Raw genomic sequence first — 18,842 nt, 5'->3', positions numbered from 1 at the left:
AAGGAATCGAGAAGCCCTGCGGGGCTCACGGAGGTTATTCCCTTGGCTGCTGCTCGCAACGCATCCACATCCACCACCACCAAGAACGGACGCGGAGCTTCCCGTCTTTCGTTCGCCAAGATCTCCGACACGCTGACTGTCCCAGACCTTCTTGCCCTGCAGACCGAGTCCTTCGGTTGGCTGGTCGGAAACGACGCCTGGAAGGCGCGCGTCGCCGAGGCCAAGAAGCAGGGTCGCACCGACGTCAACGAGAACAGCGGTCTCGGCGAGATCTTCGAGGAGATCTCTCCGATCGAGGACCTCGGCGAGACGATGCAGCTGTCGTTCACGAACCCGTACCTCGAGCCGGAGAAGTACTCGATCGAGGAGTGCAAGGAGCGTGGCAAGACCTACGCCGCTCCGCTGTACGTCGAGGCCGAGTTCATGAACCACCTCACGGGTGAGATCAAGACCCAGACGGTCTTCATGGGCGACTTCCCGCTCCAGACCGACAAGGGCACGTTCATCATCAACGGCTCCGAGCGCGTCGTCGTCTCGCAGCTCGTGCGCTCGCCGGGTGTCTACTTCGACAAGACCCCCGACAAGACGAGTGACAAGGACATCGTGTCGGCTCGCGTCATCCCGAGCCGTGGTGCATGGCTCGAGTTCGAGATCGACAAGCGCGACCAGGTCGGCGTGCGCGTCGACCGCAAGCGCAAGCAGTCGGTCACGGTCTTCCTCAAGGCGCTGGGCATGACCAGCGAGGAGATCCTCGCCGAGTTCGCCGGCTACACCTCGATCGAGGAGACGCTCGCGAAGGACACGATCGTCACGAAGGAAGATGCGCTCCGCGACATCTACCGCAAGCTCCGTCCGGGCGAGCAGGTGGCCGCCGAGGCAGCCCGTGCGCTCCTCGACAACTTCTACTTCAACCCGAAGCGCTACGACCTGGCCAAGGTCGGTCGCTACAAGATCAACCACAAGCTGGGCCTGGACCAGCCGCTGAACTCGTCGGTGCTCACCGTCGAGGACATCGTGGCCACGATCAAGTACCTCGTCCGCCTGCACGCAGGCACCGAGGAGACCTTCACGGGCATCCGCGGTGGCAAGAAGGCCGAGATCCGTCTCGCGACCGACGACATCGACAACTTCGGCAACCGTCGCATCCGCGCGGTCGGCGAGCTGATCCAGAACCAGGTCCGCACCGGTCTGTCCCGCATGGAGCGCGTCGTCCGCGAGCGCATGACCACGCAGGACATCGAGGCCATCACGCCGCAGACCCTGATCAACGTGCGCCCCGTCGTCGCCGCGATCAAGGAGTTCTTCGGAACGTCGCAGCTGTCGCAGTTCATGGACCAGAACAACCCGCTCGCGGGTCTGACGAACAAGCGTCGTCTCTCCGCGCTCGGCCCCGGTGGTCTCTCGCGTGACCGCGCCGGCGTCGAGGTCCGTGACGTCCACCCGTCGCACTACGGCCGCATGTGCCCCATCGAGACGCCTGAAGGCCCGAACATCGGTCTGATCGGTGCTCTCGCGACGTTCGCGCGCATCAACTCGTTCGGTTTCATCGAGACCCCGTACCGCAAGGTCACCGGTGGCGTCGTCACCGACCAGATCGACTACCTCACCGCGTCCGAAGAGGTCGACTTCAACATCGCGCAGGCCAACGCCCCGCTCGATGCCAAGGGTCGCTTCCGCGAGAGCCACGTCCTGGCACGCCCCAAGGGCGGCAGCGGCGAGGTCGACCTGTTCGTCCCCGAGGAGATCGGCTACATCGACGTCTCCCCGCGCCAGATGGTCTCCGTCGCGACCTCGCTCGTCCCCTTCCTCGAGCACGACGACGCACAGCGCGCCCTCATGGGTGCCAACATGCAGCGTCAGGCTGTGCCGCTGCTCCGCAGCGACTCGCCGCTCGTCGGAACCGGTATGGAGGGCTACACGGCCATCGACGCCGGTGACGTGCTCACCGCCGACAAGGCCGGTGTCGTGTCCGAGGTCTCCGCAGACCGCGTCGTCGTCATGCTCGACGAGGGCGGAACGCAGGAGTACCACCTGCGCAAGTTCGACCGCTCCAACCAGGGCACGTCGTACAACCAGAAGGTCGTCGTCAACGCCGGTGAGCGCGTCGAGGTCGGAGAGGTCATCGCCGATGGCCCCGCCACCGAGAACGGCGAGCTGGCCCTCGGAAAGAACCTCCTCGTCGCGTTCATGACGTGGGAGGGCTACAACTTCGAGGACGCGATCATCCTGAGCCAGGACCTGGTGAAGGACGACACCCTCTCGTCGATCCACATCGAGGAGTACGAGGTCGATGCTCGCGACACCAAGCTCGGCAAGGAGGAGATCACCCGTGACCTCCCCAACGTCAGCCCGGAGCTGCTGAAGGACCTCGACGAGCGCGGCATCATCCGCATCGGCGCCGAGGTCCGTCCCGGCGACATCCTCGTCGGCAAGGTCACGCCGAAGGGTGAGACCGAGCTGTCGGCCGAGGAGCGTCTGCTCCGCGCGATCTTCAACGAGAAGAGCCGCGAAGTCCGTGACACCTCGCTGAAGGTGCCCCACGGTGAGCAGGGCACGATCATCGCCGTCAAGGAGTTCAACGCCGAAGACGGCGACGACGAGCTCGGCTCCGGCGTGAACCGCCGCGTCGTGGTCTACATCGCCCAGAAGCGCAAGATCACCGAGGGTGACAAGCTCGCCGGCCGTCACGGCAACAAGGGTGTCATCGCGAAGATCCTCCCGATCGAGGACATGCCGTTCATGGCGGACGGCACCCCGGTCGACATCGTGCTGAACCCGCTCGGTATCCCGGGTCGAATGAACTTCGGTCAGGTCCTCGAGACCCACCTCGGGTGGATCGCGAAGCAGGGCTGGAAGGTCGAGGGCACCCCGGAGTGGGCGGCTCGTCTGCCGGAGCAGGCCTTCGAGGCGGCTCCCGGTACGAAGGTCGCCACCCCGGTGTTCGACGGTGCGAGCGAGGAGGAGATCGCCGGTCTCCTCGACGCGACCATCCCGACCCGCGACGGTGTCCGCCTGATCGACTCCACCGGAAAGGCCCAGATGTTCGACGGCCGCTCGGGTGAGCCGTTCCCTGCTCCGATCTCGGTCGGCTACATGTACATCCTGAAGCTGCACCACCTGGTCGACGACAAGATCCACGCGCGTTCCACGGGTCCGTACTCGATGATCACCCAGCAGCCGCTCGGTGGTAAGGCGCAGTTCGGTGGACAGCGCTTCGGTGAGATGGAGGTGTGGGCCCTCGAGGCCTACGGCGCCGCGTACGCGCTCCAGGAGCTCCTCACGATCAAGTCCGACGACATCCTCGGCCGCGTCAAGGTGTACGAGGCGATCGTCAAGGGCGAGAACATCCAGGAGCCCGGCATCCCCGAGTCCTTCAAGGTGCTCATGAAGGAGATGCAGTCGCTCTGCCTGAACGTCGAGGTCCTCTCGGCCGACGGCACGCTGGTCAACCTCCGCGACACCGACGATGAGGCGTTCCGCGCCGCAGAAGAACTCGGTATCAACATCTCCAGCCGCTTCGAGGCCGCCTCGATCGACGAGATCTAATCCGCTGGTGTGCTCGGGAGCCTCGCTCCCGAGCACACCCCAGCAGACTTCTCAAAAAGAATTCCGACACAGGAGAATCAGTGCTCGAGTCAAACACTTTCGATGAGCTTCGCATCGGCCTGGCCACCGCGGACCACATCCGCGCGTGGTCGTACGGTGAGGTCAAGAAGCCCGAAACCATCAACTACCGCACCCTGAAGCCGGAGAAGGATGGTCTCTTCGGAGAGCAGATCTTCGGCCCGTCCCGCGACTGGGAGTGCGCCTGCGGCAAGTACAAGCGTGTCCGCTTCAAGGGCATCGTCTGCGAGCGCTGCGGCGTGGAGGTCACCAAGAGCTCCGTCCGTCGTGAGCGCATGGGTCACATCGAGCTCGCCGCTCCCGTCACCCACATCTGGTACTTCAAGGGCGTGCCCTCGCGTCTCGGCTACCTGCTCGACATGGCGCCGAAGGACCTCGAGAAGGTCATCTACTTCGCCGCCTACATGGTCATCTCGGTCGACGAGGATGCTCGTCACCGCGACCTGGGCACGCAGGAGAACAACATCCGTCTCGAGCTGAAGACGCTCGGCGACCGCCGCGACTCCAAGATCGCGGAGCGCCTGGCCAAGCTGGAGGAGGAGCTCGCTGCTCTCGAGGCAGAGGGTGCCAAGGCCGACGCCAAGAAGAAGGTGAAGGACGCCGCCGAGAAGGAGATGTCCCTCATCCGCAAGGGTGCCGACGAGCAGATCGCCAAGCTCGAGCGCGTGTGGGAAGACTTCCGCACCCTCGAGGTCGGGGCGCTCCGCCCGGAGGACGATGTCTTCCACGAGCTGCAGGACCGCTTCGGTCAGTACTTCGAGGCCTACATGGGCGCCGAGTCGATCCAGCGTCGCCTCGCGGCGTTCGACCTGGTCGCCGAGGCGGAGAACCTGCGTCTGCAGATCTCCGAGGGCAAGGGCCAGCGCAAGATCCGTGCGATCAAGCGCCTCAAGGTCGTCAGCTCGTTCCTCGAGACCGGCATGAGCCCGGCCGCGATGGTCCTCGACGTCGTGCCGGTGATCCCGCCGGAGCTGCGCCCGATGGTCCAGCTCGACGGTGGCCGCTTCGCGACCTCCGACCTGAACGACCTGTACCGCCGCGTCATCAACCGCAACAACCGTCTTCGTCGTCTGATCGACCTCGGTGCCCCCGAGATCATCGTCAACAACGAGAAGCGCATGCTGCAGGAGGCCGTCGACGCACTGTTCGACAACGGTCGCCGTGGTCGTCCCGTCACCGGTACCGGAAACCGTGCCCTGAAGTCCCTCAGCGACATGCTGAAGGGTAAGCAGGGTCGCTTCCGTCAGAACCTGCTCGGCAAGCGCGTCGACTACTCCGGCCGTTCGGTCATCATCGTCGGCCCGCAGCTGAAGCTGCACCAGTGCGGTCTGCCCAAGCAGATGGCTCTGGAGCTCTTCAAGCCGTTCGTCATCAAGCGTCTGATCGACCTCGGTCACTCGCAGAACATCAAGGCCGCCAAGCGCGCGGTCGAGCGCACCCGTCCCGAGGTCTGGGACGTGCTCGAGGAGATCATCCGTGAGCGTCCGGTTCTGCTGAACCGTGCACCCACGCTGCACCGCCTCGGCATCCAGGCGTTCGAGCCGCAGCTCGTCGAGGGCAAGGCCATCCAGCTGCACCCGCTCGTCTGCGCGGCGTTCAACGCCGACTTCGACGGTGACCAGATGGCTGTGCACCTGCCGCTGTCGGTCGAGGCTCAGGCCGAGGCCCGCGTGCTGATGCTCGCGTCGAACAACATCCTGAAGCCGTCGGACGGCCGTCCGGTCACCCTGCCTTCGCAGGACATGATCATCGGTCTGCACCACCTGACCACGGTCAAGGAGGGCGCAGCCGGTGAGGGCCGTGCATTCGGTTCGGTGGGCGAGGCGATCCTGGCCAAGGACGAGGGCACCCTCGACCTGCAGGCGAAGATCCGCATCCGCATCCCGGGTCTGACCTTCCTCGAGGGCGAAGCTCCCGAGGGCTACGAGCGCCACGGTCTCGTGGACGCCTCGCTGGGTCAGGCGATCTTCAACGACACGCTGCCGAAGGGCTACCCGTTCGTCCGCGAGCAGGCTGACAAGAACAAGCTGTCGCAGATCGTCAACAAGCTGGCCGAGGAGTACCCCAAGGTCGAGACCGCTGCATCGCTGGACCGCATCAAGGACGCCGGCTTCTACTGGGCCACGCGCTCCGGTGTGACCGTCGCCCTGAGCGACATCCTCACCCCGCCGAACAAGGCGGAGATCGTCGCCGGCTACGAGAAGCAGGCCGCGAAGGTCCAGTCGCAGTACGAGAAGGGTCTGACGACCGACTCCGAGCGTCGCCAGGAACTCATCAAGATCTGGACCGAGGCAACCGACGAGGTCCAGGCCGCGATGAAGGCGAACTTCCCGGAGGACAACACCATCAACCGCATGGTGTCCTCGGGCGCCCGTGGTAACTGGCTGCAGATCCGGAACATCGCCGGTATGCGTGGCCTGGTGAACAACCCCAAGGGTGAGATCATCCCGCGTCCGATCATCTCCTCGTACCGCGAGGGTCTGTCGGTTGCGGAGTACTTCATCGCGACGCACGGTACCCGTAAGGGTCTGGCCGACACCGCTCTGCGTACCGCCGACTCGGGTTACCTGACCCGTCGTCTGGTGGATGTCTCGCAGGACGTCATCATCCGCGAAGAGGACTGCGGCACGTCGAAGGGCCTCGAGCTCCCGATCGCCGCTCCGAACTCGCAGGGCGAGCTGGTGCGCGACGCGAACGTCGAGAACTCGGTGTTCGCTCGTACGCTGGCCTCCGACGTGGTCGACAGCAAGGGCGAGGTCCTCGCCTCTGCCGGCGACGACGTGGGTGACGTGCTGATCGACAAGCTGGTCGCTCTGGGTGTCGAGACCATCAAGGTGCGCTCGGTCCTGACCTGCGACTCCGCCGTCGGTGTCTGCGCGCAGTGCTACGGCCGTTCGCTCGCGACGGGTAAGACCGTCGACATCGGCGAGGCCGTCGGCATCATCGCGGCCCAGTCGATCGGTGAGCCCGGTACCCAGCTGACGATGCGTACCTTCCACACGGGTGGTTCGGCATCGGCGGATGACATCACGCAGGGTCTTCCCCGCGTGCAGGAGCTCTTCGAGGCGCGTACCCCCAAGGGCGCGTCGCCGATCGCCGAGGCCGATGGCCGCATCGCGATCGACGAGACCGACAAGGGCAAGAAGGTCATCCTCACGCCCGACAGCGGTGAAGAGCCGGTCATCTACCCGGTGCTGAAGCGTGCGACGCTTCTCGTCGAGGACGGGCAGCACGTCACGGTCGGTCAGCCGATCCTGGTGGGCACGCTCGACCCCAAGGAGATCATGCGCGTCATGGGTGCTCGCGAGGTGCAGCGTTACCTCGTCGGCGGCGTCCAGGGCGTGTACCGCTCGCAGGGTGTGCCGATCCACGACAAGCACATCGAGGTCATCGTCCGTCAGATGCTCCGCAAGGTCACGGTCGTCGATCACGCCGACACGAACCTGCTGCCGGGTGAGATGGTCGACCTCAAGCGCTACCAGTCGATCAACCGCGAGACCGTGGCAGAGGGCAAGCGCCCCGCGTCGGGCCGACCGGAGCTGATGGGTATCACGAAGGCGTCGCTCGCGACCGAGTCGTGGCTGTCGGCCGCCTCCTTCCAGGAGACGACCCGCGTGCTCACCGAGGCTGCGATGCAGGGCAAGCGCGACCCGCTGGTCGGTCTCAAGGAGAACGTCATCATCGGTAAGCTCATCCCCGCCGGAACCGGTCTCTCGAAGTACCGCGACGTCACGGTCGAGGCCACCGAGGAAGCCAAGAGCGAGCGTTACCCGAACCGGATCTTCGCATCCGACGGTGCGTACGCCGACGGCGACTTCGGCTACGTCGACTTCGACGCGTTCTCGACGGACGACATCACCCCCGGTACTTACAACTGAGTACTGAGTGATTGAGGAAGGCCCCGGGGTTCGCCCCCGGGGCCTTCTTCGTGCGCGCTGCCATCCGCCGAGTGCACGGTTTGCTGCCGAGCGCACGGCGAGTTCGCGTGGACGACCCGTGCGCTCGACACGAGGCCGTGCACTCGACGGCGGGGTGGCGGGGAAGCGGGCGCGGTAGTGTCGGCGGGTGAGCAACGACACATCTTCCGCTCGGTCCGTGGTCGTGATCGGCGATGCCTTGATCGACGAGATCCACGATGCCGCGGGCGTGCGTGAACTGGTCGGCGGCGCCGCGCTGAACGTCGCCGTGGGCCTGCGTCGGCTCGGCGTCGAGACGACTCTGATCGCCATGGTGGGTGACGATGAGGCCGGCGCGCACATCCGCGAGTACCTCTCCGATCACGGCGTGCGTCTGATCTCGAGCGCGGCACCCCTCGGGTCTTCACGCGCGATCGTGCGGCGGGCGGCGAACGGTGAACCGGAGTACGTGTTCAACGAGGCGGCCCGGCAGCGCAGCATCCGTTACTCGGACGAGGCGCGCGAGGCGATCGCGGATGCTGGGCTCGTCGCGATCAGCTGCTTCCCCTTCGACGTGCCGAGCGAGGTGGACGCTCTCGTCGGTGCCCTCGCTGATGCCCGTGTCGCCGTGGACCCCAATCCGCGCCTCGGGATGCTGCATGATCATGTCGAGTTCGTCCGAGGGTTCGAACGGATCGCCGCATCGGCAGCCATCGTCAAGGTCGGCGCCGACGATGCCGCGCTCCTCTACGATGGCGATCTCGACGCGCTGCGAATGCGGCTTCGCGAGATCGGTGCCGCTGCGGTGCTGGCGACCGCGGGTGCGGCCGGTGCGTCGCTCGACGCGGAAGCGGGCATCGCCTCCGCGCCGGTCACCCCGCTCGCCGGTGACGTGATCGACACGGTAGGCGCGGGAGATGCGACGCTCGCGGCCGTTGCCGCTGGGCTGGTGTCCACGTCCCCGACCGAGCTGGAGGAGTGGCATGTGCTCCTCCTCCGCGCCATGGACATCGCCGCCGCGACGTGTCGTGCGGAGGGCGGTCTGCTGCGGACTCCGGAGTCGTTGGCGGACGCTCAGCGCGGGGTCCAAGGCAGCTGACGGTTCGATTTCTTCGACCCGCCTCGGGCAGGTATGCTTATCTTTCGTGCCCCCGGTTGGCTGTTCAAGTCGGACGGGTGCGCTCTGGCGAGTTACCCAAGCGGCCAAAGGGATCTGACTGTAAATCAGACTGCTCAGCATTCGGGGGTTCGAATCCCTCACTCGCCACCACGGAGGTCCTCGGACCCGACCAGGACGTTTCGAAAGGCCGCTGACTCGAGTCAGCGGCCTTTCGGCTTGATCCGCTCGTCTCGGCGAGAGGACGCGACGGGGGACCGTGCCCACGGTCCCGTGCCCGGCCGCCGACGGAGTCCTCGAATTCTGCCCTCGCCCGCTACAGTCTCACTCGAACCACCTACGAGAGGCAGCACCGATGGCCGATGACGCAAGGCTCGCCCAGCTGGAGAACGAGCACGTCGAACTCGTCCTGCGCCGGTTCGACCGCAAAGACGGGTGGGAACTCGGGCGTTCCCTCGCAGAACGGGCACTCGCAGCTGGTCATCCGGTCGCCGTCGACGTGCGCACCTCGTCAGGGATCCTGTTCCACGCGTCGCTGCCGGGCGCGACCGCCGATAACGACTCCTGGGTGGAGAAGAAGGCCGCGACGGCCCTCCGCTTCGACACCAGCACCGCGCTGCTGGAAGCGCGCATCGAGAACGGCGGGCGCGACATGCACGAACCGGGGTGGCTCGATCCCGCCGTCTACGCCGTCGCCGGCGGTGCTGTCCCCATCCGCGTGGAGGGTGTGGGTGTCGTCGCGGTCGCGACGATGTCGGGGTTGCCGTCTGCGCAGGACCACGACAATGTCGTCGACGGCATCCGCGGGCTCGGACTCCTCGCGGGATAGCGCCTCCGGCCCGGCTGCCGGTCAAGGCTGGAGCGATGTAACGCAGATGGCCGGCCCGCATCGGCGGGCCGGCCATCTCCGTCCTGATCGAATCAGCGCAGCGTGACGTCGATCGTCTCGGTGAACGGATCGATGTCGATGTTGGTCGTGATCGCGTAGCCGGATCCGGACGCACCCGTGGGGCGGAACTGGATGCGGATGTTGGTGATGTCGTTCGCGGTGATGATGCCCGTGATCGAGCCGTCAGGGTTCGTCGTCACCACGATGCCGATGGCGTTGGTGACTGCCAGGGTGACGCCAGGGTCGGGCACGATCGTCACGCTCGTACCGGCGGGAAGCAGCGCGAGGTTCCCGTCCGCGTCGCTGCCCTCCACCGTGAAGTTGGTGACGTTGCCGCTCACGACGCTCACGGTTGCTCCCGTCGCCCAGAAGGTGGCGGGCGGTGCCGTGGTGGAGGCCGCGGCCAGCGGAGTGGCGACCGCGACAGCGACGACCGGCACCGACCACGCCGCCCCCTTGACGAGCGTCCGGCGGGAGAGGCCGTGGGTGTCGAGTTCTTCCTGCATGTTGTTTCCTTGTCCGGCTCTGTCGAGCCCTCTGTTCCGTGGGCTCTCTGTCGTCCCTCGGTAAGGAGTCGGAACGCACTCGGAGGTGACGCGAGGGGGTCAGGAAAGTGGATTCGCGTCACGTTCTCCGCCTTTTCGGCTCTTTCTTCTCCACCTCGCGTCACTTTTCGAGACCGCCTGACTCCTTGTAGGTGTATCGACGCACAGGCGTCCACACCGGAGGCATCGGCGTCCAATCGAGGGGATTCGGAACAGATGAATGAGAACGAGGTAGCAGTCCCGGGGCGCGGCATGTCGCGCAGGACGATCGTGAAGGGAGCAGCATGGTCGCTGCCCGTGATCGCCGCCGCCGTGGCCACACCACTGGCGGCTGCATCGACGACGAACTGCACGGCGACGGTCAGCACGAGCACCGCCACGTACACACGGCTGAGCGCCACCTCGTCCGTGTTCACGTGGACCGACCTCTTCGGTGACGGCAAGGACTTCACGCTCACGCTCAGCGCGGTCCCCAACGGGGCGGCCAACATGACCATCAACACGACGAACAACCTCGTTCTGGATTCCAGCACGCAGGGCAACGAAGCGCTGCCCAGCGTGCGGTTGTCGCTCGACACCGTGAACCTCAACAACATCGGCGGAGGCGAGCGCGTGACCTTCAGCTTCGCGCTGGATGGCGTGCCCAGCATCGTCGAGAACCTCACGTACAAGATCAAGGACATCGACGGCTTCCAGGCGCTCGACGGTCTCGGCGGTGCGGAGCGCGTCTACCTGTCCGCTTCTGCCGGGACCGGGGCCTACAACACGGATTGGATTCGCGGTCAGGGCACGTCCGCCAACCCGTGGCGACCGTTCACCGGTGCCCCCAATGTCGAGGTCATCCCGACCAACCCGGGTGGCAACATCGCGGTCACCGCGCCGTCGGTCGGTGCGTTCGACCTCACCTTCGTCGCCAACAACTCGGGCAGGGAAGCCACGGATCGACCGATCCAGAACATCTGGGTGGGCCCGTTCAGCTTCACCGCGGTGAACCCGGCGTGCCTCGCATGACGGCCGCGATGCCGTCGAGGAGGTCGACTCGGTCGACGGGATGGGTCGCAGGGGCGATGCTCGTCCTCGGTGCGCTCATCGCACCCGCGGGCGTCAGCGCCGCAGCAGCCGCAGAGGTCGCCCCGGGGGACTCCGTCTACATCGGCAGCAAGGAAGGCTACAGCGGTACGGGGATCTTCCCGATCTGGTCCGAAGGGGTCCAGGCCGGGGACCCGGACCTCTGGGCGTACTGCCTCGAGAACCAGGTGACGGCGCAGACGGGTCGGGTAGGCACCGTCGGCGACGGCGACAGCTTCCTCGGCAGCAACTACTTCGTGGACCCGGCCATCCAGGGGAAGGTGCTGTGGGTGCTCGCCCACAGCTACCCCGCGGTGAGTCTGGAAGATCTCGCAGCCGCGGCCGGGGTCGCGCAGATCTCGCGGAACGATGCGATCGAGGCCACGCAGTACGCGATCTGGCGATACACCGACCTCACGTTCGATGCCGCGTGGGCGTGGGAGACGCCGGACTCTGAGGCGGCCTACTGGTACCTCGTGAACGGCGCGAACGCGAACCCGGGTCTGACCCCGGGGGACTTCGAGGTCACGGCCACGGTGACGGCGCCGGGTGTGGCACAGACGGCCGGCACCCTCGTCGGGCCGTTCGTCGTGAACACGAACCGGGCCGCCGTCGCCGTCTCCGTGGACCCCGCCGTCTCGGTCACCGACGCGAGTGGAACGGCCGTGGCACTCGATGCGGTCGTAGACGGGCAGGAGCTGTATCTGGACCTGCGTGCATCGACGGCAGCGGGAAGCGCGACCGTTCGGGTCGCGGCCGAGGGATCGAGCAGCACCGGCATGGTGGTCTCGGTGCCGAACGTGCCGGGTGGCACGCCGACGGCCGACGACCACGCGCAGTCGATCATCCTGGTGGCCCCCGCGGCGACGCAGACGACCGGGGAGGCGACCGTGGAATGGGCCGCTCAGCCCGGTGCAGCGGAGCCGGTGATCGGGACGTCGCTGGTCGACGTCGCCGACGGCGACCGGGTGCTGGGATGGAACGGGGGAGCAGTGATCGACACCGTCGCCTACCAGAACCTGGTTCCGGGCACGGAGTACACGGTCTCGGGTGAGCTGGTGCGCAAGTCCGACGGCCAGCCGACCGGCATCACGGGTTCGACGACGTTCACCCCGACGACGGCGAACGGCTCCGTCGGTGTGAACCTCGTCGTGCCGGTGGGCTTCGCCGGAGACGTGCTCGTGGCCTTCGAGGAGCTCTTCGAGGGCCCGGACGCATCCGGAGACCCGGTGGCCGAGCACAAGGACATCGACGACCTCGCGCAGACCGTCACGGTGGAGCAGGCGCCGGAAGCACCTGAGCCGTTCATCGGAACATCGCTGGTCGATGCCGCTGACCAGGACCATGTTCTGGCGCCGGGCGGCGGAACCCTCATCGACACGATCGCGTACCGCAACCTGACGCCGGGAACCGAGTACACGGTCACGGGTGTGCTGATGGACAAGGCGAAAGGGGAGCCGACGGCCATCACGGGGTCGACCACGTTCACGCCGACCGCTCCGGACGGCTCGGTCGACGTGTCGTTCCGTGTCACGGCAGAGTCCGCCGGCACGGTGCTGGTGGCGTTCGAGGGGCTCTTCGTCGGCACGGATGTCACCGGGGACCCTGTCGCGGTGCACACCGACCTCGATGACGCGGCGCAGACGGTCGCGGTCGAAGCGGCGGATCCCGGTGTGCCCACCACACCGGCTCCGGGTGGAAAGGGAGACCTCGCGGCGACCGGCGCCCCGGCACCGATCGCGGGCATCGCTGCGGCACTGCTCGCTTTTCTGGCCGGCGCTGTTCTGATGCTGACGAGGCGGCGCCGCCTCGACGCCTGACCGGGCGCCCGGACAGGACAGGGTCGCGGAGTTCCCCACTCCACGGCCCTGTCCGCTGCCGCTAATATGAGCCCAGCCCCGTCGTTGAACACAGATTCAGTGGTGGACCGACCGCCTGGATCTGTCTACGGTCAGCTGCTCGTCGGAGATGAGCGGGCGTTCTTCTGGAGAGGGAAGACGTGGAAGATTCTCGCGGTGATGCCGAACTCCTCCGTGCGCTTCGGGACGGTGATCAGGCAGCGTATGCCGTGCTGTGGGAGCGACACATCGGCGCTGCACTCCGCTACGCGCACCGGCTGTTCCCTTCGCGGTCGGAGGATCTCGCCTCCGAGGCGCTGCTCGCCATCTACCAGCAGGTGACGACCTCGGACGCGGGGCCCGAGTTCGCGTTCCGGTCGTATCTCAAGGCGGTGATCCGCAACACGGCGATCCGGTGGCGCAAGGATGCCGACCACATCGACGACACCGTCGAGCCCGATCGGGCCGACTTCCGCGATGCGCTCAGCCTGGTCGAGCGGGAGACGAACGCCCAGCAGTTCCTCGGGGCGTTTCAAGAGCTCCCGGAACGCTGGCAACGCGTGCTGTGGCTGACCGAGGTCGCTGACGTCCCCCGCCCGGAGGTCGCGCGCGAGCTCGGCATCAAGCCCAACGCCGTATCCGCCCTGCAACGACGAGCCCGTTCCGGGCTCAAGATGCACTGGCTCACGTCGCAGGTGCCTCTCGCGCTGCGCGACGACGAGGCTCATGTCGCTCGCCTGCTCCCGCGACACCTCACCGAGCCGCTCGACGAGCTCGTGGCGCAGGAAGTGGCCGGGCACGTGCCCTCATGTGACGTGTGCGGCGACCTGTTCGTCACCCTTCGCAGTGATGCCCAGCGCCTGCACGGCGTCACCCTCTCCGCCGTCGGATTCGGCGCACTGGGAGTCATCCTGCCGTCCACCGGAGCTTTCGCTCCCGGGACCGCGGTGGCGGCCGCGGTCATCGCCACCGGAGCAGGAGCGGGTCTTGCGAGTCTTCTGGCGGGCGGCCTGGGCGTACTCACCGCCGGAACCCTGATACTCGGTTCGCTGCTGCTCCCCGGAGCCACGCCGGCCGTATCCGCGCCCTCCGCGGAGGGCGACAAGCCGTGGAGTGCGGCGCGGTCCGTTCCTCACGTCGGAGCGCCGGCCCCCGTCGTCGGAGCGCCCGACGGGACGGTGGCCACCCCCGCGCCGTCCGCACCCCCGTCCCCTCCGCGAACCGGACGCTGGAACTCCGACCCGTCGATCGACTCCATCGACCTCGTCGACGACCCGAATGCCCCCGGACCGCGCAACCCCACGAGGCCGGGAACGGCGCCGGGGACGACGCCGGATCCGGGGGAGAATCCGGGCTCGCCCCTCGGCCCGGGGGTCACCAGCCCTGCGGCATCCTCCGGCTACCTCGCTCCGGTCGTGGCGGGCACCGCCACGCCAGGGTCGGCTGTCGCGATCGAAGTCGACGGTGCGCGGTACACGCCGGTCGTCGCCGCAGACGGTGCGTGGTCCTTCGACCCTCGCGCCCTGGAGCTCGCCGCCGGCACGTACGACTACCGGGCCTGGGCGTTCGATGCCGCCGGGCAGTCTCCGGCCACGACGGGAACCTTCACCATCCTCCCCATCGTCATCGAGGGCTTCGAGAACATCGTCGGCACCGAGGACATGCAGGTGGAGGAGGCGAGGACCACGGGTCTGGTCATCGCCGCCACCGGCCCCGCGAACGGAACCATCTACGTCAGCACCATGCAGGGGCACTCGGCGACCATTCCTCTCGACGACACCGGGCATGCGGTGAAGCGGCTGCGGCTGAACTCCCGCGGCTGGTACTGGTTCACCTTCCGGGCGATGGACGCGGAGGGATTCATCGGGCCGATGGACGAACATCCGCTCGACGTCTACGACCCCGACATCATCTTCGACCCCTGGGGGCCGGGGCCGGAGGAGATGACGTTCGAGCTCGTCGACCCCTGACGGTGCTTCCGGGCTGCTGCTCTCACCCGTCCGTCGGGACGACCGGTCCGATGCCGGTGAGCGCGTACCGGCTGCCGTCCGCGCGGCGTTCCACGAGCTGGTAGTCCACGAGATAGCGGCGGAGCACGGCGACATCTTCCGAATACGGCAGAAGCCTGCTGTTCGCCTCGCGTTCGGTGACGACCTCTCCTTCGGAGAACACAGCGCGGGCGACCCAGGCGAGGAGCTCCCCGCGCGCGTGGAGGTTCGCCGGGTACTGGCGGATGCGCTTTCCGTCGGTGAACCGTTCGATCCCCTCGCGCCGGGGAACGGTGGCCGACGCCAGAATCTCTCGGAACACGTCGGGCGCGAGCGCCTGGGTCTCCGCGTCGACGAGCCCGCTCTGCGTGACCGCCTCCGTCACCCGTCGGCGTCGGGAGGGCGAGAGACCTTCCGTGGCCGACGCGAGACTGCTGCCCAGCATCACCTCGGCGGCGACCCGGCGCGTCTCCGGGTTCGCGAGAATCGCGATCAGCGGTCGCCAGCCGTTCGAGTCTTCCATCGCACCATCTTTCATCCGCAGCGCCGCCTCGTGCTCCCGCTGCGAGCCGTGGGAACCTCCTGCAGGCTACTCGTGTGGTCATCTCGGCGCGATATACGGGTGACACCGAGACCCTCCATCCGCCACACTGAGTCCCATGGGATCAGCGTTGACCACCATCGGATTACCCGTCGCCCTCGGCATCATCATGCTGGGTCTCGGCCTCAGCCTCACTCTCGCCGACTTCGCGAGAGTGCTGAAGCAGCCGAAGGCGGTGATCATCGCGCTGCTCTGTCAGCTCGTCGTGCTGCCGGCGATCTGCTTCGGACTCGTGCTGGCGTTCCAGCTCCCGCCGATCCTGGCCGTCGGCATGATGATGCTGGCCGCATCGCCCGGCGGTACCACCGCGAACCTCTACAGCCATCTGTTCCGCGGGGACATCGCGCTGAACATCTCGCTCACCGCGGTGAACTCGGTCATCGCGGTGATCACACTGCCGATCATCACCAACTTCGCCATCGCGTACTTCGAGCCGTTCGACGACCGGCTCGGCCTGCAATGGTCGAAGGCGCTCGAGGTGTTCGCGATCGTGCTGCTGCCGGTGGCGCTGGGTATGATCGTGCGGCGCTTCTGGCCGAAGTTCGCCACGGGCATGGACAAGCCCGTACGCATCGCCTCGGTGATCATCCTGATCGTCGTGATCGCCGGCGCGGTGGTATCGAACTGGACGCTGCTGGTGGCCAACTTCACGCAGCTCGCCCTCATCACCGTGCTGTTCTGCCTGATCAGCCTCACCATCGGCTTCCTGATCCCGCGGATGCTGCGGGTGGGCAAGCGGCAGGCGATCGCCACGTCGTTCGAGATCGGCATCCACAATGCGACGCTCGCGATCGTCATCGCGCAGTCCGTGCTCGGCTCCGTGGAGCTGAGTCTGCCCGCCGCCGTCTACGGAGTGCTGATGTTCTTCATCGCGTTCGGCTTCGGCTTCCTCATCCGGGATCGGACGGCCGAGGGCACCGAGGGCGTCGCGGCGCCCTCGGGTGCCTCCCGTTCATAGACTGGAGCGATGCGACCGCTCACAGAGGCCGACGTCAGGGCATCGTTCGTCAATGCGGATGCCGATGAGCTGCGGACCATGGAGATGCCGCACGACTTCCTGCTCGTCGACTGGGACTACCTCGACTTCTTCGCCTGGCAGGATCCGAGCGCCAATCGACGCGGCTATGTGCTGGTCCCGCACGGCGATGGGGTTCTCGGCGTCGTCCTCCGTGCCACCGAGCCGGGGCGCGGACGCTCGGGTCTGTGCAACATCTGCCACACCATGCAGCCGGGCAATCAGATCGCACTCCTCTCCGCACGGCGCGCGGGAGCGGCGGGGCGACGAGGGGACTCGTTCGGCACCTACATGTGTGCCGATCTGTCGTGCCACGAGAACGTGCGTCTGGCGCACCCGCTCGCGCCCAACGAGATCCGGACTCCCGGCCAGGTCGACTTCCGCCTCGACGGCACGCGGCGTCGGATGGAGAGCTTCGTCTCGCAGGTCTGGGAGCAGAACTGATCACGGTTACGCTGGACCACACGTCCTGTGCTCGAAGGAGAAGCCATGAGTGATGCCATCCTGTTCGCCGTCGAAGAGGGAATGGCTCGGCTCACGCTGAACCGTCCTGCTCGCCTCAATGCGTTCAACGCCGACCTCGCCCACGCGTGGAGGGATGCGACGGCCGAGGCGACGTCGCGGTCCGATGTGAAGGCGATCCTGATCGATGCGGCAGGTCCGGCCTTCTGTGCCGGCGGCGACGTCATCGACATGGCTACGACGATGGGTGCATCCGGTGCGGAGATCACCGCGCTCGCCGAGGTGATCAACGCCGGTATCCGGTCGCTCACCGAGTCTGCGGTGCCCGTCGTCGCCGCCGCGCACGGCACCACGGCCGGCGGAGGCCTCGGCATCCTGCTCTCCAGCGATTACGCGGTCGTCGGGTCGCGTTCCAAGCTCGGCAGCCTGTACGCGAACATCGGCCTGACTCCTGACCTCTCGGTGTCGGCGCAGCTCGCCAGGGCGGTCGGCCAGCGTCGCGCCTTGCAGCTCGTGCTTCAGGACCGGCTGCTGTCGGCAGCGGAGGCCGTGGAGTGGGGGCTCGTCGCCGAGTCGGTGGAAGGCGCCGACGGTGCCGCCGAGGCGGATGCCGTGCGTGCCCGCGGCGAGGAGATCGCGCGCTTCTGGCTCGCCGGAGCAGCCGACGCGTACGGGCAGGCGAAGCGGCTCGTACGCTCGCAGCCCGAACGCTCGTTCGTCGAGCAGCTGACGGAGGAGGCGCGCTCGATCGGCGCAGCGCTGGAGACTCCGGATGCGCAGGCCAGGGTCGCGGCCTTCGCTGCCGCCTCCGCGAGGAAGTCGGGCTGACTTCTCCTGCCCGCATCGGCGTCGGGTGACGACTTCTCCTCAGCACGGCGCTCGGCCCTCGCCTGCGGCGATGCGCGTGGCAGGATGAAGGCATCGCCGCTCGACGAGAGGATCGCCATGTCCCAGCCGGACATCACCACGCAGCCGCAGGGTGAGAAGAAGAATATGTCGCTGCTGATCAGAGGATCCCTCTGGATCGCCATCGGTGCACTGATCGCCGCGGCGCTCGTGTGCGTCATCTGGGTGCTCGTGGGGGATCAGGACGGGCTGATCGGAAGAGCCTTCCTCACGATCCTGCTCCTGGCGGCCTTCGCGGGGATCGCGATCCTCGAGGCCGGCCTCGCGCCGAATCGCCCCGACTGGCTGCAACTGGCCAGCATGGTGAGCTGGATCGTCGCGCTCCTCGTCGGAGCCGTCAAGATCTGGCTCCCCGAAGACGGCATGTTCTTCGGGGCCGAGCGCTTCTTCCAGCTGCTGCTCGTCATCGGCATCCTGCAGCTCGCCCTCCTGCATGTGCGGCTGTTCACTCCCGCCGCTGAACGGCACGTCACGACCTTCACCCGTGTGATCTACATCGTCACGATCACCTTCCTGGTCGGACTCGTCGGCATGCTCGTGTTCTTCCTCGCCTTCCCGAACACGTTCCACTACGGCGAGCTCTACTGGCGGATCGTCGTCGCGCTCACGATCCTCGTCGCCGTCGGCACCACGCTCATCCCGCTGCTCAACGCGCTGTTCGCGCCGAAGAAGAAGTCGTCGCCCGCTCGTGGCGTCGCGCCGGCGCCGTCGTGGCCGACCTACGCCGACGGCGTCACCCCGCTGCCGGCGCTGCCCGACTCGTCGCCCGACTGGAACGCCTACTACACCGGATATCCGACCCCGGCGCCGTCGCAGCAGCAGCAGCAGCTTGCCGCGCCCGCGTCGAGTTTCCCGGTCGCGCCGCAGCCCGTGCCCCCGCAGCCCGTGCCGCC

The 18,842-nt window shown here is 67.1% G+C and carries 13 protein-coding genes and 1 tRNA gene; 12 read left to right on the top strand and 2 right to left on the bottom strand.

Features of this window, described 5'->3' with window-relative positions; translation table 11 throughout:
- The first annotated feature begins 42 nt into the window (after window positions 1–42).
- From rpoB to GZ67_RS0112955, 5 genes are all read left to right on the top strand, one after another.
- Window positions 43–3,546, top strand: coding sequence for a DNA-directed RNA polymerase subunit beta (rpoB, locus tag GZ67_RS0112975; RefSeq protein WP_029261837.1), 3,504 nt, complete (start codon window positions 43–45; stop codon window positions 3,544–3,546).
- Between the two features lie 80 nt (window positions 3,547–3,626).
- Window positions 3,627–7,502: a DNA-directed RNA polymerase subunit beta' gene (gene rpoC, locus GZ67_RS0112970; protein ID WP_029261838.1), complete on the top strand. Its 3,876-nt coding sequence runs from the start codon at window positions 3,627–3,629 to the stop codon at window positions 7,500–7,502.
- A gap of 187 nt (window positions 7,503–7,689) precedes the next feature.
- Entirely contained in the window at window positions 7,690–8,619 is a 930-nt protein-coding gene (locus tag GZ67_RS0112965; protein ID WP_029261839.1) for a PfkB family carbohydrate kinase, read from the top strand.
- An 86-nt stretch (window positions 8,620–8,705) separates the two neighbouring features.
- Window positions 8,706–8,790: transfer RNA gene (locus GZ67_RS0112960), tRNA-Tyr, on the top strand.
- Between the two features lie 202 nt (window positions 8,791–8,992).
- Window positions 8,993–9,466, top strand: coding sequence for a heme-binding protein (locus GZ67_RS0112955; RefSeq protein WP_029261840.1), 474 nt, complete (start codon window positions 8,993–8,995; stop codon window positions 9,464–9,466).
- A gap of 92 nt (window positions 9,467–9,558) precedes the next feature.
- On the opposite strand, the gene GZ67_RS20220 is transcribed toward GZ67_RS0112955, so the two are convergent.
- Complete coding sequence (locus GZ67_RS20220; protein ID WP_029261841.1) at window positions 9,559–10,032, bottom strand: hypothetical protein; 474 nt, start codon at window positions 10,030–10,032, stop codon at window positions 9,559–9,561.
- 309 nt (window positions 10,033–10,341) lie between these two features.
- Here GZ67_RS20220 and GZ67_RS0112945 point away from each other — a divergent pair, with 309 nt between their 5' ends.
- From GZ67_RS0112945 to GZ67_RS0112935, 3 genes are all read left to right on the top strand, one after another.
- Window positions 10,342–11,082, top strand: coding sequence for a hypothetical protein (locus tag GZ67_RS0112945; RefSeq protein WP_136025646.1), 741 nt, complete (start codon window positions 10,342–10,344; stop codon window positions 11,080–11,082).
- Between the two features lie 56 nt (window positions 11,083–11,138).
- Window positions 11,139–12,959, top strand: a complete 1,821-nt coding sequence (locus GZ67_RS20215; protein ID WP_029261843.1) for a VaFE repeat-containing surface-anchored protein — start codon at window positions 11,139–11,141, stop codon at window positions 12,957–12,959.
- A 179-nt stretch (window positions 12,960–13,138) separates the two neighbouring features.
- Complete coding sequence (locus GZ67_RS0112935) at window positions 13,139–14,947, top strand: sigma-70 family RNA polymerase sigma factor (protein ID WP_029261844.1); 1,809 nt, start codon at window positions 13,139–13,141, stop codon at window positions 14,945–14,947.
- A 22-nt stretch (window positions 14,948–14,969) separates the two neighbouring features.
- Here GZ67_RS0112935 and GZ67_RS0112930 read toward each other — a convergent pair whose 3' ends face one another.
- Window positions 14,970–15,488, bottom strand: a complete 519-nt coding sequence (locus GZ67_RS0112930; RefSeq protein WP_051662527.1) for a DUF2087 domain-containing protein — start codon at window positions 15,486–15,488, stop codon at window positions 14,970–14,972.
- Between the two features lie 136 nt (window positions 15,489–15,624).
- Between GZ67_RS0112930 and GZ67_RS0112925 the strand changes: the two genes are divergently transcribed.
- The 4 genes from GZ67_RS0112925 to GZ67_RS0112910 all read left to right on the top strand — a co-directional run.
- Window positions 15,625–16,524, top strand: coding sequence for a bile acid:sodium symporter family protein (locus tag GZ67_RS0112925; protein WP_029261846.1), 900 nt, complete (start codon window positions 15,625–15,627; stop codon window positions 16,522–16,524).
- 9 nt (window positions 16,525–16,533) lie between these two features.
- Window positions 16,534–17,025, top strand: a complete 492-nt coding sequence (locus GZ67_RS0112920; RefSeq protein ID WP_029261847.1) for an FBP domain-containing protein — start codon at window positions 16,534–16,536, stop codon at window positions 17,023–17,025.
- Between the two features lie 45 nt (window positions 17,026–17,070).
- Window positions 17,071–17,871, top strand: a complete 801-nt coding sequence (locus GZ67_RS0112915) for an enoyl-CoA hydratase/isomerase family protein (protein ID WP_029261848.1) — start codon at window positions 17,071–17,073, stop codon at window positions 17,869–17,871.
- A gap of 117 nt (window positions 17,872–17,988) precedes the next feature.
- Window positions 17,989–18,842: hypothetical protein (locus GZ67_RS0112910; protein ID WP_029273911.1), on the top strand; the 854-nt coding region annotated here is incomplete at its 3' end.

The organism is Microbacterium sp. Cr-K20 (assembly GCF_000708325.1).
Lineage (GTDB): Bacteria > Actinomycetota > Actinomycetes > Actinomycetales > Microbacteriaceae > Microbacterium.
Note: the sequence above shows the minus strand (reverse complement) of the source record. Positions and strands in the feature narration are given on the sequence as shown.